The 23,262-nt window shown below is 45.8% G+C and carries 27 protein-coding genes, 1 pseudogene and 1 other annotated feature; of the genes and pseudogenes, 4 read left to right on the top strand and 24 right to left on the bottom strand.

The window, feature by feature from the left end; translation table 11 throughout:
- Window positions 1-97 precede the first annotated feature (97 nt).
- From AB447_RS10240 to AB447_RS10175, 16 genes are all read right to left on the bottom strand, one after another.
- Window positions 98-478, bottom strand: a complete 381-nt coding sequence (locus AB447_RS10240; RefSeq protein ID WP_057957549.1) for an ArpU family phage packaging/lysis transcriptional regulator — start codon at window positions 476-478, stop codon at window positions 98-100.
- A complete protein-coding gene (locus AB447_RS10235; protein ID WP_048356002.1) occupies window positions 475-1,830 on the bottom strand; it encodes a DEAD/DEAH box helicase in 1,356 nt (451 codons plus the stop codon). The genes AB447_RS10240 and AB447_RS10235 overlap by 4 nt, the downstream gene beginning before the upstream one ends.
- Entirely contained in the window at window positions 1,820-2,104 is a 285-nt protein-coding gene (locus tag AB447_RS10230) for a VRR-NUC domain-containing protein (RefSeq protein WP_040348132.1), read from the bottom strand. The genes AB447_RS10235 and AB447_RS10230 overlap by 11 nt, the downstream gene beginning before the upstream one ends.
- A 294-nt stretch (window positions 2,105-2,398) precedes the next feature.
- The gene (locus AB447_RS10225) at window positions 2,399-4,810 is read right to left on the bottom strand and encodes a VapE domain-containing protein (protein WP_082634642.1); all 2,412 of its coding nucleotides are present in this window, start codon (window positions 4,808-4,810) and stop codon (window positions 2,399-2,401) included.
- Between the two features lie 25 nt (window positions 4,811-4,835).
- Window positions 4,836-5,114 carry a DUF5052 family protein gene (locus tag AB447_RS10220; RefSeq protein WP_048356001.1) on the bottom strand — a complete coding sequence of 93 codons (279 nt, stop codon included), beginning with the start codon at window positions 5,112-5,114 and terminating at the stop codon, window positions 4,836-4,838.
- Entirely contained in the window at window positions 5,111-5,290 is a 180-nt protein-coding gene (locus tag AB447_RS10215; protein ID WP_048356000.1) for a hypothetical protein, read from the bottom strand. Before AB447_RS10215 ends, AB447_RS10220 begins: the two co-directional genes overlap by 4 nt.
- Before the next feature lie 28 nt (window positions 5,291-5,318).
- Window positions 5,319-5,501: a hypothetical protein gene (locus tag AB447_RS25175; protein ID WP_082634641.1), complete on the bottom strand. Its 183-nt coding sequence runs from the start codon at window positions 5,499-5,501 to the stop codon at window positions 5,319-5,321.
- Window positions 5,502-5,623: 122 nt separating this feature from the next.
- Window positions 5,624-7,567 carry a DNA polymerase gene (locus AB447_RS10210; protein ID WP_048355999.1) on the bottom strand — a complete coding sequence of 648 codons (1,944 nt, stop codon included), beginning with the start codon at window positions 7,565-7,567 and terminating at the stop codon, window positions 5,624-5,626.
- Between the two features lie 5 nt (window positions 7,568-7,572).
- Window positions 7,573-7,818: a hypothetical protein gene (locus tag AB447_RS10205; RefSeq protein WP_048355998.1), complete on the bottom strand. Its 246-nt coding sequence runs from the start codon at window positions 7,816-7,818 to the stop codon at window positions 7,573-7,575.
- Window positions 7,819-7,879: 61 nt separating this feature from the next.
- A complete protein-coding gene (locus tag AB447_RS10200) occupies window positions 7,880-8,446 on the bottom strand; it encodes a DUF2815 family protein (RefSeq protein ID WP_048355997.1) in 567 nt (188 codons plus the stop codon).
- Window positions 8,447-8,477: 31 nt separating this feature from the next.
- Window positions 8,478-9,650 (bottom strand): DUF2800 domain-containing protein, encoded by a 1,173-nt coding sequence (locus AB447_RS10195; protein ID WP_048355996.1) that lies wholly within the window; start codon window positions 9,648-9,650, stop codon window positions 8,478-8,480.
- The gene (locus tag AB447_RS10190) at window positions 9,650-10,009 is read right to left on the bottom strand and encodes a hypothetical protein (protein WP_048355995.1); all 360 of its coding nucleotides are present in this window, start codon (window positions 10,007-10,009) and stop codon (window positions 9,650-9,652) included. Before AB447_RS10190 ends, AB447_RS10195 begins: the two co-directional genes overlap by 1 nt.
- 188 nt (window positions 10,010-10,197) lie before the next feature.
- Entirely contained in the window at window positions 10,198-10,467 is a 270-nt protein-coding gene (locus tag AB447_RS10185) for a YqaH family protein (RefSeq protein WP_048355994.1), read from the bottom strand.
- A complete protein-coding gene (locus AB447_RS10180; protein WP_048355993.1) occupies window positions 10,464-10,655 on the bottom strand; it encodes a hypothetical protein in 192 nt (63 codons plus the stop codon). Before AB447_RS10180 ends, AB447_RS10185 begins: the two co-directional genes overlap by 4 nt.
- A 15-nt stretch (window positions 10,656-10,670) precedes the next feature.
- Window positions 10,671-10,805, bottom strand: coding sequence for a hypothetical protein (locus AB447_RS27225; protein WP_257785512.1), 135 nt, complete (start codon window positions 10,803-10,805; stop codon window positions 10,671-10,673).
- Window positions 10,806-11,045, bottom strand: a complete 240-nt coding sequence (locus tag AB447_RS10175) for a helix-turn-helix domain-containing protein (RefSeq protein WP_048355992.1) — start codon at window positions 11,043-11,045, stop codon at window positions 10,806-10,808.
- Between the two features lie 249 nt (window positions 11,046-11,294).
- Here AB447_RS10175 and AB447_RS10170 point away from each other — a divergent pair, with 249 nt between their 5' ends.
- The 3 genes from AB447_RS10170 (at window position 11,295) to AB447_RS10160 (ending at window position 13,680) form a co-directional block, all read left to right on the top strand.
- Window positions 11,295-11,738 (top strand): helix-turn-helix domain-containing protein, encoded by a 444-nt coding sequence (locus AB447_RS10170; protein WP_048355991.1) that lies wholly within the window; start codon window positions 11,295-11,297, stop codon window positions 11,736-11,738.
- Between the two features lie 103 nt (window positions 11,739-11,841).
- On the top strand, window positions 11,842-12,249 hold the full coding sequence (locus AB447_RS10165; protein WP_225315941.1) for an ImmA/IrrE family metallo-endopeptidase: 408 nt from the start codon (window positions 11,842-11,844) through the stop codon (window positions 12,247-12,249).
- Between the two features lie 39 nt (window positions 12,250-12,288).
- Window positions 12,289-13,680, top strand: a complete 1,392-nt coding sequence (locus AB447_RS10160) for a recombinase family protein (protein WP_048355989.1) — start codon at window positions 12,289-12,291, stop codon at window positions 13,678-13,680.
- 15 nt (window positions 13,681-13,695) lie between these two features.
- On the opposite strand, the pseudogene AB447_RS10155 reads toward AB447_RS10160, so the two are convergent.
- From AB447_RS10155 to AB447_RS10130, 6 genes and pseudogenes are all read right to left on the bottom strand, one after another.
- Window positions 13,696-14,097, bottom strand: a pseudogene (locus AB447_RS10155) (UPF0758 domain-containing protein); the annotation flags it as partial.
- Window positions 14,098-14,134: 37 nt separating this feature from the next.
- Window positions 14,135-14,707 (bottom strand): Maf family protein, encoded by a 573-nt coding sequence (locus AB447_RS10150; protein ID WP_048355988.1) that lies wholly within the window; start codon window positions 14,705-14,707, stop codon window positions 14,135-14,137.
- A gap of 153 nt (window positions 14,708-14,860) precedes the next feature.
- Window positions 14,861-15,883, bottom strand: a complete 1,023-nt coding sequence (locus tag AB447_RS10145) for an SPOR domain-containing protein (RefSeq protein WP_048356004.1) — start codon at window positions 15,881-15,883, stop codon at window positions 14,861-14,863.
- 194 nt (window positions 15,884-16,077) lie between these two features.
- A complete protein-coding gene (locus AB447_RS10140) occupies window positions 16,078-16,818 on the bottom strand; it encodes a prepilin peptidase (RefSeq protein WP_048406503.1) in 741 nt (246 codons plus the stop codon).
- Window positions 16,819-16,966: 148 nt separating this feature from the next.
- Window positions 16,967-18,265, bottom strand: a complete 1,299-nt coding sequence (locus tag AB447_RS10135) for a bifunctional folylpolyglutamate synthase/dihydrofolate synthase (RefSeq protein WP_048355987.1) — start codon at window positions 18,263-18,265, stop codon at window positions 16,967-16,969.
- A gap of 75 nt (window positions 18,266-18,340) precedes the next feature.
- The gene (locus AB447_RS10130) at window positions 18,341-20,983 is read right to left on the bottom strand and encodes a valine--tRNA ligase (protein WP_048355986.1); all 2,643 of its coding nucleotides are present in this window, start codon (window positions 20,981-20,983) and stop codon (window positions 18,341-18,343) included.
- A 60-nt stretch (window positions 20,984-21,043) separates the two neighbouring features.
- Window positions 21,044-21,276: a binding site (T-box leader), on the bottom strand.
- A gap of 168 nt (window positions 21,277-21,444) precedes the next feature.
- Here AB447_RS10130 and AB447_RS26750 point away from each other — a divergent pair.
- On the top strand, window positions 21,445-21,636 hold the full coding sequence (locus tag AB447_RS26750; protein WP_057957548.1) for a hypothetical protein: 192 nt from the start codon (window positions 21,445-21,447) through the stop codon (window positions 21,634-21,636).
- Between the two features lie 36 nt (window positions 21,637-21,672).
- Here AB447_RS26750 and ysxE read toward each other — a convergent pair whose 3' ends face one another.
- Complete coding sequence (ysxE, locus tag AB447_RS10120; RefSeq protein WP_048355984.1) at window positions 21,673-22,695, bottom strand: spore coat protein YsxE; 1,023 nt, start codon at window positions 22,693-22,695, stop codon at window positions 21,673-21,675.
- Between the two features lie 16 nt (window positions 22,696-22,711).
- Window positions 22,712-23,262 (bottom strand): LysM peptidoglycan-binding domain-containing protein (locus AB447_RS10115; protein WP_156415978.1); only part of this gene is annotated, 551 nt, incomplete at its 5' end.

Here is a 23,262-nt window from a genome sequence, read left to right as displayed (position 1 = left end):
AGTAAATCTTATCGATAAATCAAAAATAAATAGTCTCCTTTTTTGTCTCTATTTTTGTCCTCAAAAAGTTTATTTTTTGTCCCAATAAAAAAAGCACTCAGATGATTCCGAGTGCTGTAGCAAGGCGATAAATCGCCCTTTTCTTTAACCTGTAATAAGCATTTTTGGTAATACCCAAATCCATATAGATGTTGATGTCTTTCACCCTGGCAGCCGTCAGGTATTTCTTTTCGATAATCAAACGTTCTTCATCGTCCAAGCTGTTTTGTAAAGCTCGTTCCATCTGTTTGACCTTGAGCTCGTTAAAAGTGGATGAATCCCGGAGGGAAGGAAATGCCTTCATGCCGCGATTTTCGCATTCCTTTTGATTTTCAAGCTGGACTTTGATTGCCCTATAATCTTTCAATTCTTTAATCACAATTTCACGTACAGCTCTAGTGTCTACTGGTTCGAAAAATGTTAATTGTTCAATGCTCATGCCAATTTCTCCAATCGTGCTTTTACTGCTTCTAATAAAGCATCTTGCCCCAATGCCTTCCCTTCCAGGGCTCTCATTACATCCTCGTCCACGGTCCCTTCTGTCACCAGGTGATGAACGATGACGCTTTGCTTTTGCCCCTGTCTGTCCAGCCTGGCATTTGCCTGTTGGTATAGCTCCAGGCTCCAGGTCATACCGAACCAAACAATGATATGGCCGCCATCTTGAAGGTTTAGCCCGTGTCCGGTAGAAGCCGGATGCGCCAGAAGCATTTCTATTTTCCCGGCATTCCAGGCTTTTATATCTTTGCTGCCATTTAAAGTCCTTGCATTTTTGAATCTGTTTTGAATCCGTGAAAGATCGTGCTGATAACAATAAAACACCAGGATCGGGTTTCCGTTTGCTGCCTCCACTATGTCTTCCAGTTTGTTTAGCTTTTCATCGTGTATTTCTTGAATTTTTCCGTTCTCATCATAAACCGCACCATTTGCCAGCTGCATCAATTTGTTAGAAAGAACAGCCGCCGTATCAGCCACAACATCACCGCCAGCGAAAGGCAACAGCAATTCTTTTTCAAGTTGCTTATATTTCTCCTTGGCTTTTGCCGGAAGAGTCACTTTCATTATGTTGTTGATTCTTTTCGGCAGATCGAGCCAGTCTTTTGCCTGCATGCTAATGCAGATATCAGAAATCTTTTTGTGTATTGATTGCTCGGCCCCGTCTCTTAACTTCCAGCTATAAATGATCGTTCGGTTTCGCTTATCGGGCTGAAAATATTTTTCTCGATAACTGGTTACCGTTTTGCCCAGACGTTCCCCCTGGTCTAACAGATACATTTGCGGCCATAGATCAATTAAACTATTTGGGGCTGGCGTCCCCGTCAATCCCACAATTCTTTTGATAAAAGGGCGAACCTTTTTTAAGGCTCTGAATCTTTTAGCCTTGGAAGATTTAAAGCTTGATAGCTCATCTATCACGACCATGTCAAAAGGCCATTTCTTGCCGTAGTAATTGACAAGCCATTCAACGTTTTCACGATTGATCACATAAATGTCCGCGGGCGCATGTAAAGCTGAAACCCTTTGATGTTCGGGACCCAACACTTTTGATACACGAAGGTATTGTGTGTGATCCCATTTCTCTGCCTCGCGGCTCCAGGTATCTTCTGCAACCCTCAACGGTGCGATTACTAAAACCTTCAAAACATCGAAATAATCATGAAGCAGATCGGAAACAGCGGTTAACGTGCTTACCGTTTTTCCCATCCCCATATCAAGGAAAAGGCCAGCGGCCTCACTTTTGATAATGTGCTGAATGGCATGCTCCTGGTATTGGTGAGGCTTAAACTTCATGAAAGAACCTCCTAATAAAAGCGTCTATTGTTTCCCGGGAATCAAGTTTGCAAACGGTAAAGCCTAAACTTTCTAAGTCCCGTTTTCTTTTCTCCTGCAAGGGCCGAAGGTTTTTCCCGGGTGCTTTCATTTCTGCAAAGACTGCCCTTCCTCCCGGAATCAAAACAAGTCTATCCGGCACCCCTGACATTCCCGGAGAAACAAATTTAAGTGCCTGACCTCCCAAGCTCTCTACCTTCCGTTTGAGAAGTCGCTCCAATTGACTTTCCTGCAATATTACATCCACTCCTTTTGCACTTATGTCCATATGGCCATGACTCTATATAGACTACTGAAATAAAGAGATTATAGAGATTTTCTTATATGCGTACTCTATATTCTTTTATATATCTTTTATATAAATACTATGGACACATGGACACATATAAGGGCTAACCGTTGCCCTGACTGGCTTTGTAGTGTGTCCATGGTCTGGAAACATGGACACAAGCCATGGACACATGGACACACGCTTTTAAATTTTCCACATTTTACATGGACACATACCGCAAAACATGGACACAAGTTTTTAAGTTCTAATAAAGGCCCTTTGATGGCCGTAATTTTTTCCAAAATAAAGCCGGCCTCGGCCTTTTGTGTATTCCGTCCATCCCGGAAGGCGTCTCAAAATATCATTGATCTCTCTGGCCTGCATCGGGTTCATTTGCTTTGGGTCGCCCTCAAACAATTCGACCCAAACTTCCATTGCACAAACCTTGTCCCTTTGGACCGTTCCTTCGTCGGTTTCTCCAAAGTCGCTGCCATGGATGAACCGTCTTCGCTCGCCGATGTCTTTTTTGGCCCAATCCTCGGGGAGCAACCGGTTTAAATACTCCTCGATCAAACCGGCTTTAGCACTTTCCTCAGTATGTGCCTCCTGGGCTTCTTTTGCGGCATCTGCCAATTTACCGGACAGATAAAGAGGCTCTTTTTCGTTCCAACAGTCAACAGCCTCTGCCCAAATCTGATCAATTTCATATTGGTTCATGTCCGTCCAGAGGTTTTTTGTACGCTTTTGAACGGCAACCACAACCGGCCAAAACCGCCGGTTTCCGGTTCGGTCTCTCAGAAATGTCACATCATTCGTTGAACCAAAGAAAACGCACTGCCGCGGGAAAACGGAAATCTGGCGGCCGTATGCTACTCGATAGCTGTCCTCCTGTTTCGATATGAAATGCTTAACGGCTTCCGCCTCAGCTTTCCGGGTTGCGGACAGCTCGGCCAACTCAATGAGCCATGCGCCTTGTAATTGCTCATAGGCTTCTTTCCCTTGAACGGTAGTGATCGAATCAGAGTGCCAGCCCATACCAAGTTTTTTGATAATGTAGCTTTTTCCGACTCCCTGCGGCCCCACCATAACCAGGACATTATCGAATTTCAGTCCAGGTTTCAGGACCCTGCCAACTGCTGCCGTGAATATCTTACGGGTTACGGCCCGGACATACTCAGAGTCTTCAGCACCTAGGTATTCAATGAACAGCGTGTCAAGACGCGGTAGCCCATCCCATTCCAAGCTATTCAGATAATCTTGTACCGGGTGGAATTTGTTTTTCCCCTGCACCTCCATAAGCGCATCATGAACCTTTCCTTGACCTGAAATTCTATAAACAGTTTCAAGGTAGTTACGTAAAGAAGCATCATCTCTGTCCGTCCAATAATCCCCCTCTGACAGCTTACGCCAAGGTAGATCACCTAAGACGGCGGCCCGATGGGAAAAATCATTCCAGGCAATCTTCCCTGCCAGGTGTGGATCATTTTGTAAGATCAAAATTATATTTTTGGCGGTAGAAAGAATATCCCCGTTCTTTTTGACGTCAAGCTTTTCAAACCAATCGCTATCTACATCCTCAATGACTCCAAATTCTTCATTTGCTGCCTGTAGTCTTTCCTGGCCTAAAGTTCGCTTGACGTTTTTATCCGCCTGAGCGAACTCAGTCATGGCCGTAAAAGACGGGAGCCGGACGACCGGCGTCCCTGGCTCGGCTTCCTCATCGCGCATGCCGAATTTATGAATACGAACCAGATCAAACGCATTGACCAGTTGCCCGCCTATCGGGTCCGTACCATGATGGGAATAGGCAAATTTATCGTCATCATAGAGAATCAGGCCGCCGGTCGTAGAACCGGCTTTATAGGTAAAGCGCCCCGGCCCTGCTTCTTCATACACATCAGATAGAAATGTTTCGATTGCCTCAGTAATTGAATACGTGCGGCAGAAGGCCCCGACCATTCCGTTTTTCTCGTGGGGGTCACCTTGCTTGTCCGCGAGCTTCTGACGTTGTTTTTGAAGCCTGGACGATTCAGGCCAATAAGACGGGTCTTTCCAATCTGTGTACCGGGATAAGACCTCGTCAGGATCAAGCCAGGGCAAATCTTGCAGCCTGAAAACGAACTCCCCATCTTTAGAAGTTGACGGCCAATACATAAGCCGATGCGGCTGATATGTTGTATCATCGAAAAAATCAATGCCTAAATCCGCCGCCAAGCGTCGGGAGACTGCCTGATACTCGTCAGGTGTTATAGGCCGTTTTAACGGAATAACCAGGCGCAACCTTGGAGCTGTGCTGCTGTGCTTATGCGTTGAGTACGCGGCGCACGCAAAATCGAACATCATTTCAACCGACGCCCACAGATCACCTTTGATAAAGTCAGCATCCAGCGTAACCACCTGGCGCCAGACCACAGAGTCAGTTTTTCGCCGGCCACCCTTTAAAGTACCGCCGACGAACCCGCCGACGTCTTTTATTTGGTCCTGCTGCGCCTTCGACATTTTTTTATACTCTTCCGAGGTTTCAGATGTGTAATTTGGCGTTGATAGCTTTTTCAGCAGGTCGGACCAAAGAATGTCTTTGTTCTTCCAAGCCTTGTCCCAACGGTTGCGACCTGTTGCGATGGTGATAGACCCGTCATGCTGCACTCGTTTTTTAAAAGCTGTTTCCATCACCGGCAAGCTCCCTCCATTCCTTTCAATTTTCTTCAACGATCACAACAGCGTTGTTAATTATGATTCGTTTTCCGTCCAGATCGAATTTTACTTTGTTCCCATAGTCATTGACTTCAACATCAAATTTTCCTTTGTAGGTTTTGATCTTATTTCCGTTCTGATCGTAGACGGTTGCTGTTCGATTCAATCCGTTATGGGATGACTCAATGTCCTTTGCTGTTCTGTCCCATGACTCTGACTGGCAGCCGGCTATAACTGCGACAAGCAGCAGAATTACGATTGTTGCAATAGCTTTTTTCATTTCTCATTCTCCCCCTCGTCAGCCTCATACCATGTGACATTATCGCTTACTTGTTCATAAACCCAATCCGCAAACTGTTCGTTTATTTCTTCCTCTGTTGCGTCATCGTAAAATTCCACTATTTCAGTCACTTGATCATTAAATCCTCGATTCCATTTGAAAACTATTCTTTTCACTTCTCATTCTCCTTCCGACTCCGGCCGATTATATTTTTTCAGTTGCGAAATAAAAAACGCTATAAAAATCAACTTTGAAAGGCTTTTTGCATCTTTCACAATGCATTTCAAATTCTCCCGCCTCATCACCCACCTCTAAATAATCGTGAATGTTCGATATTTTCCATTTGCAATGAGGGCATTCTATTACATCTGCTATATGATCAATCATCAGGCATCATCTCCCGTCTTTTTCAATCCATTTCATATATTCGGAATCTCTTTTCCTAGCAAACAAGAAAAGCCCGAGCAGGGCTATAAGGCTTCTCAAAAATCGCATGCTTTCAGCCCCTATCAATCTTTTTTATAGTAATCTGTGACAAACCCGTCAGCTGTCAGCGGCAGCCCCTTTGCCCAAGGGATAGGCTCACCCATCACCTTTTCAACGTGTTCCAGGGAGCCTGCCCCTTCCTCAGTATCCAAAACGGCTTCGTCATGAATGTGCATAACCGTACGGTAGCCGGCGGCATCCAATCGCTTTAATGCGACAGCGAGACAATCGCGGGCGACGGCCTGGACAATGTTCTCCGTAAGTTTTCCGCCATAAGTATTCAGCCTGGTCCATTTGCCGTTTTCCGAGCCCTCATACGTCAGAGCGTCTTTTCCAAAACGTTCATCGCGTATAAGCTTTGGCCTGGCATATGCCAGGCGGCGGCCAGATGGAAGCTGAATAAAGAGAATGCCGGACTCATAGAAGAAAAGTAAACCGTGCTGCAGCCGTTGTTCTTTACGATCGCGAACTGCTGAGATCGCGGCCTTTTCAACGTCATACCAAAACTTCACGATGTTTGCGTTGGATTCACGCCAGGCGTCAACCAATTCCGGGAGCTCCTCTTCCTTGAGCCCCATGTCTAAGGCGCCCATTTGAATCAAGGCGCCCTTTCCGCCTTGATAGCCTAGGGCTAATTCAGCGATTTTTCCCTTTTGTCGCAAAGGGTTTCCTTTGGTTATCGATTCAACCGGCACATTGAACATTTGAGAGGCAGAGGCTTCATAAATCTTGCCATGTGTATTGAAAACCTCTAAGCGCCATTTTTCACCTGAAAGCCAGGCAATGACCCGGGCCTCTATTGCGGAAAAATCGGAAACAATGAACCGGCAGCCCTCAGACGGTATAAACGCCGTCCGGATAAGCTGCGATAATACAAAAGGCACCCCGTCAAAAAGCAGTTCGATCATTTCATACTGACCCGCTTTTAACAGATTACGGGCGGTATCCAGGTCTGATAGTTTGTTTTGCGGTAGGTTCTGAACCTGTACAAGCCTGCCGGCCCATCTGCCCGTCCTGCCTGCGCCATAAAATTGAAGCAGTCCCCGGACACGGTTATCCTGACAAAGCGCCCTTTCTATGGCCTGGTACTTTTTAACGGAGGTTTTAGATAACTCCTGGCGGAGCTTCAAAACCCGTTTGACGGTCTCATCCTCTGACTTATCGATCATCTTCGAAATGGCATCTTTATTGAGGCTCGTCACCTTTAGTCCTTTTTCTTCTAGCCAGGCTTTTAATTGAGAAACGCTATTTGGGTTTTCTAAGCCCGTCAGTTCCTTTGCTTCTGCAATCAGTTTGTTTTGATATGACGTGTCACAAGCTATAGCATGCTTGACCAATTCCGTATCTACCCGGACCCCGCGGTCATTGATCTCCTGATCAAGCGCCCATAGAGATTGTTCTGATTGTGGAACCTCGTATTTTATTAGGCGTTTCCTAATAGCCCGTTCCACTTCAACGTCTTGGATACAATAAGCCTTAAATTTCTCCCATTTCTCCGGATCGTGTTCAGGGAGGTTACGGGTTCGCCCGCCGTTCGCCTTTGTTGGCTTACACGGAATAGAAAAATACCTGATTAACGCTTTGCCGGCTTTATCTTTTTGAGCTTCCAGCTTCATTGATTTTGCTACGCCATCAAGATTGCCTGGGAGCCCGAGCGTTGTCGCATGCACGGCCGTACAACGCCATTGATCCGGCAGCATCAAAAGGTCAAAATGTTTGGCGATACAAGTTCTTTCAAAATTGGCGTTATATGCGGTTTTAATGACTTTGGAGCTCGTCAAAGCTGCCAAAAGTTCAGGGGGGAGCTTTTCGCCCTGGGCTAAATCAATTATTTGGATCGGCTCATCATCAAAAGCATAAGCAAACAGCAAAATTTCAAAGTCCGGAGCCTCCGTATAGGCGTAGACGCCTGACTTGATCAGATCAACGCTGGAATAGGTTTCTATGTCAATGGCTAACGTTTTCATGAATTTCACGCCTTTTTCTTTTCAATACCTAGCTTCCCGTTTGAAAGCTTTAATTCCATTTCAGACAGCTCACCTTTCAGTAAGTCGAGCTCAAATATTTTTTCGAGAAAACGGGTCTTAGAAGTCACTATATCGCCTAAGTATTCAAGCATTGCCCTGTCCTCTTTCTCGGTGAAAGTCGCTAAAATTTCTTTATCTTCGTACTCATCGACATCCCTATATTGAGTTACTACAAGCCAAACTTTTTTCATATTTACAGCCTCCTACTCTATTAAAAGAGGGGAAACAATCGTCTCCCCTAAATCCTTCAAATTAGCTTAAAAAGTCGTCGTCATCGTCTTCCTCGATATCGAGGGCGTCAAAGTCATCTTGAGCGCGAGAGCGTCCGCCGAGATAGTCCCCGTCTTCCCATTTCTGTACGTTGTTTAGGCCGCATGCAATTCCTTTGTTTCCGGCTGTGTTAAACGGGTAGAAGTTGATAGACACGCGGCCATAGCATCCGGAATAGACTTCCTCAGAGTCAATAATTTCATTTAGATGAGCATCGACAACACCAGGGCGGGTCTTGCTGGAAGCATTTAAGAAGTAAGCTCCTGCGTATTCTTCCTGATCCGGTCTTTCCTCGTCACCGTCACGTAGAGGGGTTTTGAGGTTTTTCGGGATTTTACCGCCCCACTTGCTGGCCCCTGCTTGCTTTGCTGCCTCTACTGCAGCTTTAATTTTTTTCAGTGTTGCTTTATCTGACTTTGGAATGATGATTGACATGCTGTATTTTGGTTCCTGGCCTTCTTCAATCGCGTGCGGTTGAAAAATATGAACGTAAGAAAAACGAACCTTTCCTGTGATTACCTTTGTGCTTGAATTTGTGTTAACTGCCATTGTTTCATTTCTCCTTTATTTTTAAGTTTTTTTATTGAAAATCAGCTTGCGCCGATTCAACTGAATTGATCTCGGGGCGCTTGTCCGATTCTGGAACTAGGGTCGGTTTCCCCGTAGGCTTCACGACAAGATCGCCAAGGTGTTCATTAAATGCTTTTTTACCGATTGATTTTTCCAGGGCGGATATGCCAAGAAGCTCTTTATTGTATATCTCTTCTTCCGAATAGCCAGCTTCAAGAAGCTTGGCGGCTGCCTCGGTTTTATCGGCATATTTCCGGATACTCCGGCCTTCGACAAGCTTCCACCCTGGGAACCTCTTGCCGTGGTTTTCTGATTGCGATAAAGCATAATCCTGGACGTCTTTCGCCCACCGTTTTAATTCCTCAGCCTCATAAAGAACCTGGCCGAGCTCTTCTTCTGAAAGTAGTTCAGGCGCTTTGAAATCATATTTTGCAAGCTCCAGGTTTGCTTCTGCCCGCTTTCTGCAAGTAAAGCGCGCGCGACAGAACCGGCAATGATCACCGGAAATAAATTCCCCTTCTCCTGCTGCGGCCATTTCAGCCCGAGGCTTAACAAATTCCTCAGCCCAGGCCAAAAGCTGATCAGCTTTGATTTCGTCTGTTGATACACTATCGAGCCGGGGTTGAATAATTGTCATACGAACCGTTTCGATGTCATAGAGCATGCCGAATTGATTGATAGCCCCCAAAGCATACAGCCGCATTTGTGTATTTTCCTGGGCGGAGACAGGCACGCCCTTTCCGTATTTTAGGTCAATAATCTCCATTACGTTGTCACCGATCGCAACCACGTCACCAGTTCCAAAGCCTTCTGGCACCCATTCGCTATAATCTAAGCGCTGCTCGAAAAGGATAGTAGCGTCCCTTGTCCCAGCCTGTAGCGCGTTGATCCTTTCAACCACAAGATCAGCATAGCTTGTGACATAGTCGAGCATGGATTTAGAGAAAAGTTCATGTTTTTTTAGTTTGTTCAGCCGGCGCGTCCTGGCCGTTTTAGAAATTTTCCCGAAATGGTATTGCAAAAGTACTTCTGATAATTCATGAGCCAGGGTACCTTCTTCGGCAAAAACGCTCGTAGACTCTTCAAACTCCTGTTCCAGCCGGGCACTTGGTGTACAAGTGAGCCACCTTTTTGAGCCAGAGGCAGAAAGCAGGGCGTGCGCCCGGCTTGAATGGTCTGCCATTATAGAGCCTCCGCATACTTAAGTAGTTCAGTGTATTTTTCGGGCGGAACTTCTGAAAGCTTTTTCGCGCCAAACTTCGCGAACAGTTTTTTGACCTCGGCTTGCTTGCCTTCCTGGGCCAATGCCGCAAGCTTATCCCTGACAGCTTCCTTGCTGATTGCCGGCGTTTCTTCTACCTCATGGGTTGGTGGCTCTTCTTTTACTTCCTCAGTAGGCGGCGTTTCAACCTGTGGGGTCTCTTCCGTTTCTTGGGCAACGGCTTTGCCGTCCAAAACCGCTTCCTTATTGTTCAGTGCGTTGGCAAGCGCTTGGATAGCCGCAGCTAATCCAGGGGCCTCAATATTCACAGTGATATTCATGAAAAATTACCTCCTATTTTCTTCAATACGGCCACATGGTATAATGGCGCTGAATAAGTATTGTTTTAGGTCGCCTCTGCCAAGGCGGCTTTTTTATTTGTTCTCGTCGTCCTGGTCGTCCTCGCCCTTCAAATATTCCAGGGGATAGCCGTAACGGTTGATCTCTGTGATCATCGGATGCTCGATATTCATTGAAACGATCTCCCTACTGTCGAAACGTTTAACCCCCTGCCCGCGAATTTGGACGCGATTTCGTGAAGCCGGACAACCTGTTCCGGGTGCTCCATCCGTTTAAGGTCCTTGCAATTTGAAATGATTGTCGCCGCAATTTCAACGCACCCATCAAAGTCCTGGTCCTCAATGGCAGCGGGAAGCAATTCAGAAATAAGATTTTGCGTTGAGATGATCAGCCTTTCCGCCTTTTCACGGTCAGCTTTTAGAAAATGATTTAGGTTCATGCTTGAGCATCCTCCATTTCTTTAATTGTTTGGCTGTCCCCCTGACTCAGTAGGGTTACGTATTCAAAGCAATACTGTTTGATTTTCTTATCAGCAAACCTAGCTGCCCTAACTTTCCCTTTTGCAAGTAGCTTGCTTTTGAATTGAGCGAAAAAACAGGCAAGCTCGAGAGCCTTCAAAGCTGTCATGTTTATCACCTCCTTTCAAGCGCCTTTTGTTTTTAAGGATTCTTTTTCCATATCCTTTTCTTGTTGCTCCCTAGCCAAAATTCTCGGTATACTTGTACGCATAAAGAATTCAGCCATTCTCCTTTTGGTTGAATCTGATAAAGGTTTCATCTAACCGACCCCTGTCGTTCTTTTGTCTTGTATTTCCGTCATTTTTAATAAATTTAAATCGAGATCAATACAAATTGCTAATGATGTAAGAGCTGAAGCACCAGGAATATATCTCCCATTTTCAATGTCCGAAATATAACTTCTTGATAAACCTGTTTGTTTAGCCAATTCAAGCTGAGTTAATTTCTTCTTGCATCTTTGGCTTTTAATTAAAGCCCCTAAAAGTTTCCGATCAAACATTTGCTCACCTCCCTGTGTTGATAATCAAATTGTATTGCATTCACGTCATTTTGTAAAAATCCAAATTCCTTTAAAACTGAGCATTTTTAAGGAATTTCAAGAAAAATACTTGTATTAACGACATTTCGCTCATTTTTACTTTAAATTACTTGCATTTCCGTCATAAAAGAACTTGTATGGCCGTCATTTTCAGTCTATAATTTATTTATAAAACGTCGGTATAACCGACATAGGAAGGAGGTTTTTACAATGTCGGTTGGACAAAGAATAAGACATTGGAGAAAACAAAAAAAGTATACTCAAGCCCAGTTAGCTGAAAAAGCAAATATGTCAAGGTCATATCTTGCAGACGTTGAACGTGATAGATACAACCCAAGTGTTGAAACTCTAAGCTCAATTGCTAGAGCTTTATATATCCCTTTATCAAATCTTGTAGATGAAAATCAGCACTTTGTTTCTGAATCTACAGAAGAATATCGACCATCGGAGAAAGATGAAAAAGACATTGCAAAACGGATGGAGCAAATAAAGGAAGATTTAAAAAATGCAGAAGGTCTAAGTTTCTCAGGGGAACCAATGTCCGAAGAAGCTATTGAGTCCCTTTTAGAGGCTATGGAGTATGCCGTCCGTCAAACTCAACGAATAAATAAAAAATACATCCCTAAAAAATACAGAAAAAGTGACGATGACTAAACATAGAAAATCTTTTTAGGGGGCGATTACAATTTGGATTAAAAAAAAGGTAAATGAACTTATAGATAAGTATGGATCGAATAACCCGTATGAGTTGGCGGAAATGCTGAAAATACAGGTTATTCACCGGAATTTACATAAAGAGATAATGGGTTTTTATTTTTACGATCGGAGAAACAAATACATCTTTCTTAACTCAAATCTGAATGAAATTCAAATGAATTTTGTTTGCGCGCACGAGGTAGGTCATGGGGTATTACATCCTAAAGCAAATACACCCTTTATGCGTGAAAAGACGCTTTTCTCCACTAACAAAATAGAGGCGGAGGCAAATATCTTTGCAGTCGAATTGCTTATTCCAGACAATGCACTCCATGAATACCGGAACATGAATTATTCTATATACGATATAGCCCGTATTCATGGGGTGCCGCCCGAACTATGCCGTTTGAAAAAACTGTCCAATAAAGGGGGTGTTGAAAATGTGATCATGAAAAGAAAAATTTTTTAAGCTCAAAACCGAACATACGTTTTCATCGAGGTGTGATTTATGACTGTTGGAATTTACATTAGGGTAAGTACAGAAGAACAAGCAAGAGAAGGATTTTCTATATCTGCCCAACGTGAAAAACTGAAAGCTTATTGTGTATCACAAGACTGGACAGACTATAAGTTCTATGTTGATGAAGGAAAATCCGCGAAGGACACGAATCGTCCCTATTTAAAGTTAATGCTCGATCATATTCAACAAGGTTTAATCGACGTTGTTCTTGTTTATCGTCTTGACAGACTGACCCGCTCCGTTAAAGACCTGTATAAACTTCTTGATCTTTTCGATAAAAATAATTGTATTTTTAGATCAGCTACAGAAGTTTATGACACTGGATCAGCAACCGGTCGTTTGTTTATCACTCTTGTTGCTGCAATGGCACAATGGGAGCGTGAAAACCTCGGAGAGAGGGTTTCGATGGGGCAAGTGGAGAAAGCTAGACAAGGGGAGTTTAGTGCTCCGGCGCCTTTTGGGTTTAGAAAACAAGGAGAAACTTTAATAAAAGATGAAAAGCAAGGCCCTATTCTACTGGATATAATTGAAAAGGTCAAAAAAGGATGGTCTATAAGACAAGTAGCTAAATTTCTGGATGAATCTGAGCATATGCCTATCAGAGGTTACAAATGGCATATTGGTACAATCTTATCAATTTTGCACAATCCTGCTTTATACGGTGCTTTCCGTTGGAAAGATGAAATTTATGAAGATAGTCATGAGGGATACATCACAAAAGAGGAATTTGAAGAGCTCCAAGAAATATTATATTCGCGTCAGAACTTCAAAAAAAGAGAGGTAAAATCTAATTTTATTTTTCAAACGAAGTTAGTATGCCCCCAATGCGGTAACCGTCTTGGATGTGAGCGCAGCGTGTATTTTCGTAAAAAAGATCAAAAAAATGTGGAATCACACCATTATCGTTGCCAAGCATGCGCTTTAAATTACAAGCCGGCCGTTGGCGTAAGTGAGAAAAAAATTGAAAAAGCCTTACTCACTTATATGAAGAACGTTACCTTTGATTTAAAACCTATTGTTAAAGAAGAAAAAGATGATTCATTAGAGATTCAAAACCAGATCAAGAAAATTGAAAGGAAAAGAGAAAAATTTCAAAAAGCCTGGGCATCAGATTTGATGACTGATGAAGAATTTGCTGCAAGGATGTCCGAAACTAAAAACGTATATGAAGAATTGAAGAAACAACTCTCCGAAATCCAACCAAATGAGGACTTAACTGTAGACATTAAAAAAGCCAAGAAATTAGTAAATGAGTTTAAACTTAACTGGTCCTATTTGAATCATGCAGAAAAAAGAGAATACGTTCAATCCTTTATTGAAAAGATTGAATTCGAGAAAAAGGGCCTAACCCCTCGAATCCGCAATGTCTCCTTTTATTAGGGTTTGTGTCATCTACACACAGACGAAGTGCTCCTGAGACAAAAATCGCATATCTTCCATCAGCAAATTCGCTGCATCTTCAGGAAAGCGGATCACATGCCGCTCTTCGTACACAAGCTTATGAATGCGCCGGCCGAGTTCGAGAGCCGCCAATATTTGAACGGCTTTCGCGCGGCCGATGCCTGAGATGCTTGAAAGCTCTTCAACAGATGCTTCTTTTAATAAACGCAGGCCGTCGAACGTCTGAAGAAGGCGGTGTGAAAGCTGGAGGACCGATTCTTTTTTTGTCCCGGTCCTTAAAAGAATCGCCAGCAATTCATGGTTTGACAGGCTTTCGGCCCCCATGTTCAGCAGCCGTTCGCGAGGCCTTTCATCTTCCGGAAAATCTCTTAATTTTAATGGCAGATCGCTAATGATAAAACCCTCCCTGTGATTCCCCTTCCCGTTCGGTTCATCAATAGGAGTGCAGACCAAACCGCTGCAGCATTCTCATCGTTTTGGAAATCGGCAGCCCCACAACCGTGTAGTAATCTCCCTTAATATGTCTGACGAAGAGCGCACCCTTTCCCTGTATTCCGTATGAACCTGCTTTATCAAACGGTTCTCCCGTATCAATATAGGCGCTGATTTCTTTATCTTCGAGAGGCCAAAAGGTGACTTCGGTTTCCTCAAAAAATGTTTCGCATTTGCTGTTTGACTTGATGCAGACACCCGTCAGCACCGAATGGGTTTGTCCGGAAAGCATTTTAAGCATCCTTCCGGCTTCCCCGGCATCTTTCGGCTTGCCCAGACAAACGCCTTCAAAACAAACTATGGTGTCGGCGCCAAGCACGACAGCATCAGGATATTGCTCGGCTACTTTTCGCACTTTTTGTTCCGCCAACCATTTGACGTTCTCTTCCGGGGAAAAGTTTCGGTTTAATTTTTCTTCTGCGTTGCTCGCCACGACGCGGTACGGAATGTGCAGGAGATCGAGGAGTTCTTTTCTGCGGGGTGATTGTGAAGCTAAAATAAGCGGCTGTGTCATGGGAAGCCATCCTTTCACGGTTTTTTGCTTAAGAAATTAAGATACTTGTTTTATCCTACCAAAAGAAAGCCTCAGCCACAATTTCAGAAAAATAACTTTTTGATGACAAAAATCGATAAATCAAAAAACCAGCCCACCGGCTGGTTCAAATGATTATTTCATTTGGCTGAGCAATAGCTGCTGGCTTTTCCAGCCGTTTGCCGCTGTCGGTTTTTCCAGCAGGTTCACGGCCTTCAGTATGCCCTCTTTTACCTTTTCCGAGTCTCCATTCGGCTTTATTCCATCAATTTCCGCTTTGAGATCGGCGACGTTTTTCTCGGTTACCTCGGCGCCGAGAATCGCTTTTGCCGACAGCTCGGCCGCTTCTTTAAAAGCCGGGGACAAATCGGAATCAAGCGAAAACGACAGCTCCTTTCCGCCCCACGCATCAAAATCGCGATCGATCAAAATCTGTCCGAGCTGAGAAGTCATTTGCTTTTCACCGGTTATGCCGGCGATCACGTAATATCCGTCATCTTTTGCCAGCGGAACAGCGGCATATCCCTTTTCAACGATTTGAGAAGCCATCGTTTCCGCCCCTTCTTTTGAAGAGAATTTGCCAGCCTGTACGGCAAAGCCTTTAAAATCCGCACCGGCTTCACCGGCCGCCTGTTTTCCGTCATCGCTGTCCCCGGCTTTGACCGCCCCGCCGTCTTCCGCATTCGCACCAAGGCTGCCCGATGCCGGCACTTCTCCTTTATCTGATGCAAGGTTGAGAGCAAAAACGCCGAGGCCTGTGCCGAGCAAAACGGCGAAAATAATCGTCATCACAAAACGCTTAACCGGGTAAGAAAACGTTCGTTTCGCCTTTTGGCTGCCTTTCGCTTCATGTTTCTTTTGATAAGGCGTCACCACTTTTGGATCGTCTTTAAAAACGGCCTCTTCCCCATCCGGCTCAGCCCATGTAAATTCGTCCGTCTCGGGTTTTCCGTCCTCCTTTGAAGCGGATATCTCCTGCTCCGCCTTCCGCTTTTCTTCCCAATTCGAAAAGGTCAGTTTCTTTTCCTTATTTTTTTCCTGCGCCTCTGCTTTCGCCGTGCCGTATATCGTCTCTTCTTTTCCGTTGATCATCACCTTGAGCGGATCTTCTTTAGGCGTGTTCCCGGCCGAATTTTTCTTGCTTTTCCGTTTTTTCAATGTACTTCCCTCGCTTTCCGTTTTTGATTGTATGATGAGCATAAGGCAGTATCCCATTAGGAACAGAGGGGAGCCAAAAGGAAGGAGGAGATCTCCTGAAGGCTTGTCCCTCTTATTGTCCACACTGTATCACAGCCCGAAAAAAAAAGAACAAGACTTTTGTCGTCTCGTTCAAAAAGGTTTCGTCAAATTTTTTATGCCATCATCATTCGGACATACAAATCGATCAGCGGCTCGCCGTAAAAATAGCCTGTCAGCGTTCCGATCAAAATGGCGGGCGCAAACGGAAAGGGATCCCTTCGCTTGAGCTTTCCGCAAGCCACAGCGGTAAGCCCGATCACCGTTCCGCAGGCGGCGGACAGGAAAAACACGAGCACGATCAGCTTGGCTCCGAGGACGACGCCAAGGACGGCAAACAGCTTCACATCTCCCCCGCCGATGCCCCCTTTCGTCACAGCAGCCGTAAAGAGCGGCAACAGGCATCCGCAAGCCGCCCCCGTTATGCTCGAATGCCAGGGATCAAGCGGAATCAATAAGCGCCCGGCGACGAAAACAGGCAGAAAAAAACAAAGTACGGCATCGGGTATGACCATATACGTCACATCTGAGACAAAAGCGACCAGCAGCAAAGAAATGAGCAAAAGCGCCATGACAAGCTCTCCTTCTCCGCCCACCTGCAGCCATGCAAAGGGAAACAGTAAAGCTGCCGCTAGCTCAACGGCCGGATAGACGATCGAAATGGAGCATTTGCATCCTCTGCACTTTCCTCTCTGCAAGATGTAGGACAACACCGGGATCAGCTCAAGAAAAGTCAATGGGCGGCGGCAGACGGGGCAGGCGGAGCGCGGAGCGATCAAAGAGGTTTTTTGAGGGATGCGGCGGCCGGCCGCATTAAAAAAAGAGCCTAGCACCAAACCGGTTATGACAAAGTACATCAACGAACATCAGCCTCCCGCAGGATTTCCCGGCCCGGATCTTTCAGCAGGCCAGGGGCTTCCATTTTAGCAAACCTTGGAGAGGCCCGCTTTTGGCGAAAATATAAAAATGCGCCTTCAGCCTAAGCTAAAAACGCATTTTTGCCTTTTATCGTTTCAATGCCGCTCTGACGGCGGAAATAAAGTAGAGCGAGCCCGTAATGATCACGACGGCTTTTTCATCCGCAGCTTTTTCTTCGATAAACCGAAACACGGAGTCGATGTTTTCGTCACGGGTTTTATGGCAGGCCCGGCTTTGCTCGTACAGCTTTTGAGCAGATTCGGCCCTTGGAAAATCAAACGATGTAAAATGAACCGAAGACGCAAACGCCTCTATTTCGCAGATCATATCCTGATAGGGCTTGTCTTTTAAGGCGCTGAAACAAACGTGGATGTTCCGGTCCCCAAAGTGAGCGGCAACCGTCTCGGCCAGACGGCCGACGCCTTCTTTGTTATGAGCGCCGTCGATATATGTAAGCGGCTGTTCCAGCACTTTTTCAAAACGGCCGGCCCATGCCGCTTTTTTCAAACCGGCACGAAGCGCTTCCCGGCTGATATCGGCGTAATTTTCAGCGGCGAGCCATTCAGCTGCAAGAACCGCCAAAGAAGCATTTTGCCGCTGATGGGTGCCGATCAGACCGGTTTCAAGCTGCTCGTACTGCTGCTCAGGCGTCTTTAGCGAAAACCGTTCGCCATCCGGCAGGGAGAGCTCCCCGTATATGTCGCAAGTCTCCTGAAGGGATATATACAGAGCACCTTTTTCCGCAGCTTTGCGTTTGATCACACCGGCAGCTTCCCGCTGGTGAACAGCTGTTAACACAGGCACGCCCTGTTTGATGATTCCCGCTTTTTCAGCCGCGATCTCTTCCAGGGTATCCCCTAAAATCGCGGTGTGGTCGCGGCCGATCGATGTGATGACCGTCAATATCGGGTTGACGACATTCGTCGAATCAAGGCGGCCACCAAGGCCCGTTTCAAAAATGACAAAATCGGTCTTGCGATATGTAGCAAAATATAAAAATGCACAAGCTGTGATGATCTCAAATTCGGTGGCCGCCCCAAGCTCGGTTTTTTCCAGCTCCAGGACAAGCGGGGCGATTTCATTGAAAAGCGCCATCCACTCCTCATCTGAAATCGGAATGCCGTCTACGCTGATCCGTTCGTTAAAGGTGACGATATAAGGGGAAGTGAACGTGCCTGCCGTATATCCGGCTTCATGCAATATCGAGCGGATAAAGGCGATCGTCGACCCTTTTCCGTTTGTTCCGGCAACATGCACGGCTTTCATTTTTTTCTCCGGGTGCCCGAGAGCCTCAAGCAACCACTCCATTCGTTCCAAACCCGGCTTGATGCCGAATTTCAGCCTCCCGTTCAACCAGCTTAGCGCTTCATCAAACGTGTTGAACAAGTCTGTTCCCTCCCTTCAATGATGAAGGTGTTTCCCGGCCTTGTGAAGACCGAAAAACACCTCGCTTTTTCTTTTTTAGTTTTTCAATTCGGCGATCCTTTTTTCGACGGCCTCGCGTTTTGCCGTATAATCGGCTTCTTTTGCCCGCTCTTCGTCGATGACATGCTGCGGTGCTTTTTTCATAAAGCCTTCATTGCTTAATTTCTTCTGAACCCGTTCGACTTCTTTGTTCAATTTGTCGAGCTCTTTTTCAAGGCGGCTGATTTCTTCGTCAATGTTGATCAGCCCTTCAAGCGGCAAAATCAACTCTGCCCCTGACACAACGGCAGTCATCGCTTTATCAATCGTCTTGACGTCCGTTCCGATTTCAAGCACGCTCGGGTTCGTAAAGCGTTCCACGTAAGAGCGGTTTTCTTCAAGGCGCCCGGCGATCTCAGGCGTGCTCGTTTTGATATAAAGCTCGATCTGTTTGCTGAGCGGTGTATTGACTTCACTGCGGATATTCCGCACCGCGCGGATCACTTCAACGAGAAGCTTCATATTTGCCGCAGCCTCTTCGTCGGAATATGCTTTGACGACTTCAGGCCACTTCGCAACCGTAATCGATTCACCTTCATGAGGAAGGTGCTGCCAAATCTCCTCTGTTAAAAATGGCATGAACGGATGCAGGAGGCGCATCGTCTGATCCAGTACATACGCCAAAATGGAGCGCGTCGTCTTTTTGGCCGCTTCATCATCGCCATAAAGCGGAAGTTTGGCCATTTCGATGTACCAGTCGCAGAAATCGTCCCAAATAAAGTTGTATAGATGGCGGCCGACTTCGCCGAATTCGTATTTTTCTGCAAGATGTGTCACCGTTTCGATCGTTTCGTTTAGCCTCGTTAAAATCCATTTATCTGCAACCGATTTTTCACCTGATAAATCGAGTTCTTCATACGTCATACCGTCCATGTTCATCAACGCGAACCTTGAGGCATTCCAAATCTTGTTTGCGAAGTTCCATGTAGATTCGACCTTTTCAAAGCTGAAGCGCAAATCCTGTCCAGGCGAGCTTCCGGTCGCTAGGAAATAGCGGAGTGAATCGGCTCCATACTTTTCAATGACTTCCATAGGATCGACCCCGTTTCCGAGCGATTTGCTCATCTTGCGGCCTTGGTCGTCGCGGATCAATCCGTGAATCAAGACGTCTTTGAACGGACGCTCGCCCGTAAACTCGATGCCTTGGAAAATCATTCTGGACACCCAGAAGAAAATGATGTCATAGCCTGTAACAAGAACGTTCGTTGGATAGTAGCGCTTGAAATCTTCCTCATCGGCATCAGGCCAGCCCATCGTCGAAAACGGCCACAGAGCCGAACTGAACCACGTGTCAAGAACATCTTTGTCCTGCTCCCAGTTTTCGGCATCCTCAGGCGCTTCAATGCCGACGTAGACTTCGCCCGTTTCTTTATGATACCAGGCCGGAATCCGGTGGCCCCACCAAAGCTGGCGGGAAATACACCAGTCGCGGATATTTTCCATCCAGTGAAGGTATGTTTTTTCAAACCGCTCCGGTACGAAATTGACTTTGCCTTCGCTTTTTTGCAATTCGATGGCCGCATCGGCAAGCGGCTGCATTTGGACGAACCATTGCGTTGAAAGGTACGGTTCAACGACTGCGCCGCTGCGCTCGCTGTGACCGACGGAATGCATATGTTCTTCGATTTTGAAAAGAACGCCCTGTTCCTGAAGGTCTTTCACAATCGCTTTGCGGCATTCAAAACGGTCCATGCCTTTATATTGAAGGGCATTGCCGTTCATCGTTCCGTCTTCATTCATGACGAGAATCCGCTCCAAATTGTGGCGGTTACCGATCTCAAAGTCGTTCGGATCATGAGCCGGCGTGATTTTCACCGCACCTGAACCAAATTCCATGTCGACGTAATCATCAGCGACAATCGGAATTTCTCTTCCCGTGATCGGCAGAACGACCGTTTTTCCGATTAGGTGTTTGTACCGTTCATCTTCCGGATGAACCGCAACCGCCGTATCTCCGAGCATCGTTTCCGGACGGGTCGTCGCGATCTCAATCGAGCCAGAGCCGTCTTTCAGCGGATAGCGCATATGGTAGAATGCGCCTTGAACATCTTTATAGATGACTTCGATGTCGCTCAGAGCCGTTTTTGTGGCCGGGTCCCAGTTGATGATATATTCTCCGCGGTAAATCAGCCCTTTTTCATAAAGCTTCACAAAGACTTCGCGAACCGCTTTTGAAAGCCCTTCATCAAGAGTAAACCGCTCTCTTGAGTAATCGAGGCCAAGGCCGAGCTTTGCCCATTGGCTGCGAATGAAATCGGCGTATTCCCCTTTCCATTTCCACGTTTCCTCGAGAAATTTTTCGCGCCCCAGATCATAGCGGGTTTTTCCTTCCTCGCGCAGCTTGGCTTCAACCTTTGCCTGTGTCGCAATTCCGGCGTGATCCATTCCCGGAAGCCAAAGTACGTCATACCCCTGCATCCGCTTCATTCTCGTGACGATATCCTGCAGCGTCGAATCCCACGCGTGTCCCAAATGCAGCTTCCCTGTCACATTCGGCGGGGGAATAACAACGGTATACGGCTCTTTGTCAGGGTCGTTTGCGGCTTCAAAAAACTTGCCGTTCAACCAATATTCGTATCTGTCTTTTTCGACTTTGGCCGGATCGTATTTTGTCGGCATCGTCAGTTCTTGTTTATCCATTTTCAAACCTCCAGCAATATAAACGGCTGATCAATAGAAAAAGAGTCCTCTTTATCCTGTTAAAAGGACGAAGAGAACTCTCTCGCGGTACCACCTTTTTTCATGAACGCCGAATGAGGCATTCACGCACTTAATGGGATAACGGGCCTTTCCCGAATTTCTCTACTTTTTATGTTCAAGAAATTGCGCTCCTGGGCGACCTTCCAAAAAAGACTGGCTGGGAAACCTTTCAGCTCTAGGAGTCCCTCTCTGTAAGCGTCTGTTTTTGTACTCTTCCCATTCAAAGCGGGTGATCATTGATTTTTCAGCACGTACTTTTTTCTTGTTCTTATATTACTAAATCTTTTTCATTTTCGTCAATCATCTTTGCCGTTTTTCTCCCGTTTTATACGAGATTGGGCCATGCACACAAGCTTCGTTTTCTCATATGATGCTGTAACGAAAAGGAGAGGAGGCATAAGGTGCGGAAAAAGTTCAACATTCACTCGCTCCAGCCGTGGTTGAAACAGATAAAGCTTGTCGGTATTCAAGTCATCCTCCCGCTTACGATCTTTCAAGGCATTCGAACCCTTTTTTTTCCAACAACGTTTGATGTTCTCCTGTTGGGTATTCTCATATTCCTTGCATGCGCCTTTCACCTTGACTGGATATAAACGTAACAAGGCCTGCTGCAAGCAGAAAAGTCCGCATCATGATGATGGGGACTCTGTTTCTGCCTGGAGTTTTCGGTTTTCTTCTGTTTGATGGATGCCCATTACGAGCGGCTCCGCATTTTTCATTTGCCAATACGCTTTCAGCAGTCTTGTGCATTCTTCTTTCTCTCCGAAGCGTTTTCCCGTCTGATAGCGTTTCAGCACGTCAAATACGGCTGCCGGGTAAGCCATATAGCTTAAAAACAAGCTGATTTCTTCATCGCGCAAAGGGTAGACTTTGTGATACATATAAAACCAGTTTACACATTCCGGGCACATGACGGGATTTGTCTTAAACATTCTCGTAAAAAATACGATAAGGTCATTTGCAGGCGGCCCGTATCCCGCCTTCTCAAAGTTGGTAAAGTAGCCCGTGCCCATATCATTATACAGAAAGTGGCGGACGGACAATTGCCCGTGGTTTAAGACAAGTCTGGAAGACTCTTTATCTTTGATGGCTTCGTGCCACTCCTCAAGACGTTCAAGCGCAAAATCGACGGCGGACAGCGTCTCTTTGTAATACATCGCGGCCTGAAGCTGAAATGGCGACATATACCATTCTTTTTCCGCCACTGTGAGAAACTCTTCATATCTTTGTTTTTGCGCTTCCCATTTTCGTTTTGTCCGTTCATAGTGACCGAGCGTATCTTCTTGCCTGATCTCGGTTTCTTTTTCCGTTTTCTGATGAATAAGAGCGATTTCCTGAAATAAATATTCGTGCTTTTGATCGCGCTCTTCTTCTTTTTGAAGCGAAAGCCACGGCATTAAATAGCAGACATCAGCACCCGCACCGGTCAAAAATTCCCCTGACCGGTTTCTGTAAACGGGAACGAAATTTCTATAGCCCTTCTCCTCAAGAATGATCATCTGCTCCGTAAAACGGGCATTCCTTGAAGCGCCCAGTTTTTTCAGGGCGAATACGCCGTGGTTCGTATATACTTTCCACACCTTTTGACTGACGGGCTCAACATATTGAGCGGCAAGGCCGTATTCATGCATAACAGACTGGATATCTTCCATTTCTGCTCACCACGCATTAGGCATGGCTGTTTTGATAATCGGGAATATAAAGGATTTGTCCTTCCTTTAATTCTTCATCAAGAGAAAGGGAATTCATCCGGATGAGCTGCTGGGCATTAATGCCGTAACGTTCGCACAGAAGGTCGATTGTATCATTTTGCTGAACGATGCACATCCTCATTCGCGCAAACTCCTCCTCCCCTTGTTTTGTAAACAGTTTCGTTAAATAGAGCGCGTTATCGTTCTCTTTCGTTTCCTCTTCCGCGTTGTCATCCCGTTCTTCTTCAGGCTCTTCCTGCTCATGAAAAGAGTATTCCGGAATTTCGATGGAATGGCTCGGCTCCGGTTCTTCTTCTGCTGTTTCCTGTTTTACTTCAATTTCAAAGGACTCCCTTTCCTCCTGCTCATCTTCATCCTGCAAAATAGGAGGAACGCCGAAAAACGGTGTTTCCTTTGTTTCTTTAGGATCGGAATAAGACCTGTATAACGGTTCGGCCGTCTCTTCCGCAGCTTCGCTTTCTTCCATTTTCGGTTCAGCTTTTGCGTCCCCGCTGCTTGCTTCCTTTT

The sequence above is a fragment of the Bacillus glycinifermentans genome (assembly GCF_001042475.2).
GTDB classification, from domain to species: Bacteria; Bacillota; Bacilli; order Bacillales; family Bacillaceae; genus Bacillus; species Bacillus glycinifermentans.
The sequence above is the reverse complement of the archived record's forward strand: the minus strand, read 5'-3'. Positions and strand labels throughout refer to the sequence as shown.

Excerpts from the sequence above, each read along its gene's own strand:
- AB447_RS10240 (WP_057957549.1), bottom strand. The coding sequence starts at position 478 with ATGAGCATTGAACAATTAACATTTTTCGAACCAGTAGACACTAGAGCT.
- AB447_RS10235 (WP_048356002.1), bottom strand. The coding sequence starts at position 1,830 with ATGAAGTTTAAGCCTCACCAATACCAGGAGCATGCCATTCAGCACATT.
- AB447_RS10225 (WP_082634642.1), bottom strand. The coding sequence starts at position 4,810 with ATGGAAACAGCTTTTAAAAAACGAGTGCAGCATGACGGGTCTATCACC.
- AB447_RS10220 (WP_048356001.1), bottom strand. The coding sequence starts at position 5,114 with ATGAAAAAAGCTATTGCAACAATCGTAATTCTGCTGCTTGTCGCAGTT.
- AB447_RS25175 (WP_082634641.1), bottom strand. The coding sequence starts at position 5,501 with ATGATTGATCATATAGCAGATGTAATAGAATGCCCTCATTGCAAATGG.
- AB447_RS10210 (WP_048355999.1), bottom strand. The coding sequence starts at position 7,567 with ATGAAAACGTTAGCCATTGACATAGAAACCTATTCCAGCGTTGATCTG.
- AB447_RS10205 (WP_048355998.1), bottom strand. The coding sequence starts at position 7,818 with ATGAAAAAAGTTTGGCTTGTAGTAACTCAATATAGGGATGTCGATGAG.
- AB447_RS10200 (WP_048355997.1), bottom strand. The coding sequence starts at position 8,446 with ATGGCAGTTAACACAAATTCAAGCACAAAGGTAATCACAGGAAAGGTT.
- AB447_RS10195 (WP_048355996.1), bottom strand. The coding sequence starts at position 9,650 with ATGGCAGACCATTCAAGCCGGGCGCACGCCCTGCTTTCTGCCTCTGGC.
- AB447_RS10190 (WP_048355995.1), bottom strand. The coding sequence starts at position 10,009 with ATGAATATCACTGTGAATATTGAGGCCCCTGGATTAGCTGCGGCTATC.
- AB447_RS10185 (WP_048355994.1), bottom strand. The coding sequence starts at position 10,467 with ATGAACCTAAATCATTTTCTAAAAGCTGACCGTGAAAAGGCGGAAAGG.
- AB447_RS10180 (WP_048355993.1), bottom strand. The coding sequence starts at position 10,655 with ATGACAGCTTTGAAGGCTCTCGAGCTTGCCTGTTTTTTCGCTCAATTC.
- AB447_RS27225 (WP_257785512.1), bottom strand. The coding sequence starts at position 10,805 with ATGAAACCTTTATCAGATTCAACCAAAAGGAGAATGGCTGAATTCTTT.
- AB447_RS10175 (WP_048355992.1), bottom strand. The coding sequence starts at position 11,045 with ATGTTTGATCGGAAACTTTTAGGGGCTTTAATTAAAAGCCAAAGATGC.
- AB447_RS10170 (WP_048355991.1), top strand. The coding sequence starts at position 11,295 with ATGTCGGTTGGACAAAGAATAAGACATTGGAGAAAACAAAAAAAGTAT.
- AB447_RS10165 (WP_225315941.1), top strand. The coding sequence starts at position 11,842 with ATGCTGAAAATACAGGTTATTCACCGGAATTTACATAAAGAGATAATG.
- AB447_RS10160 (WP_048355989.1), top strand. The coding sequence starts at position 12,289 with ATGACTGTTGGAATTTACATTAGGGTAAGTACAGAAGAACAAGCAAGA.
- AB447_RS10150 (WP_048355988.1), bottom strand. The coding sequence starts at position 14,707 with ATGACACAGCCGCTTATTTTAGCTTCACAATCACCCCGCAGAAAAGAA.
- AB447_RS10140 (WP_048406503.1), bottom strand. The coding sequence starts at position 16,818 with ATGTACTTTGTCATAACCGGTTTGGTGCTAGGCTCTTTTTTTAATGCG.
- AB447_RS10130 (WP_048355986.1), bottom strand. The coding sequence starts at position 20,983 with ATGGATAAACAAGAACTGACGATGCCGACAAAATACGATCCGGCCAAA.
- ysxE (WP_048355984.1), bottom strand. The coding sequence starts at position 22,695 with ATGGAAGATATCCAGTCTGTTATGCATGAATACGGCCTTGCCGCTCAA.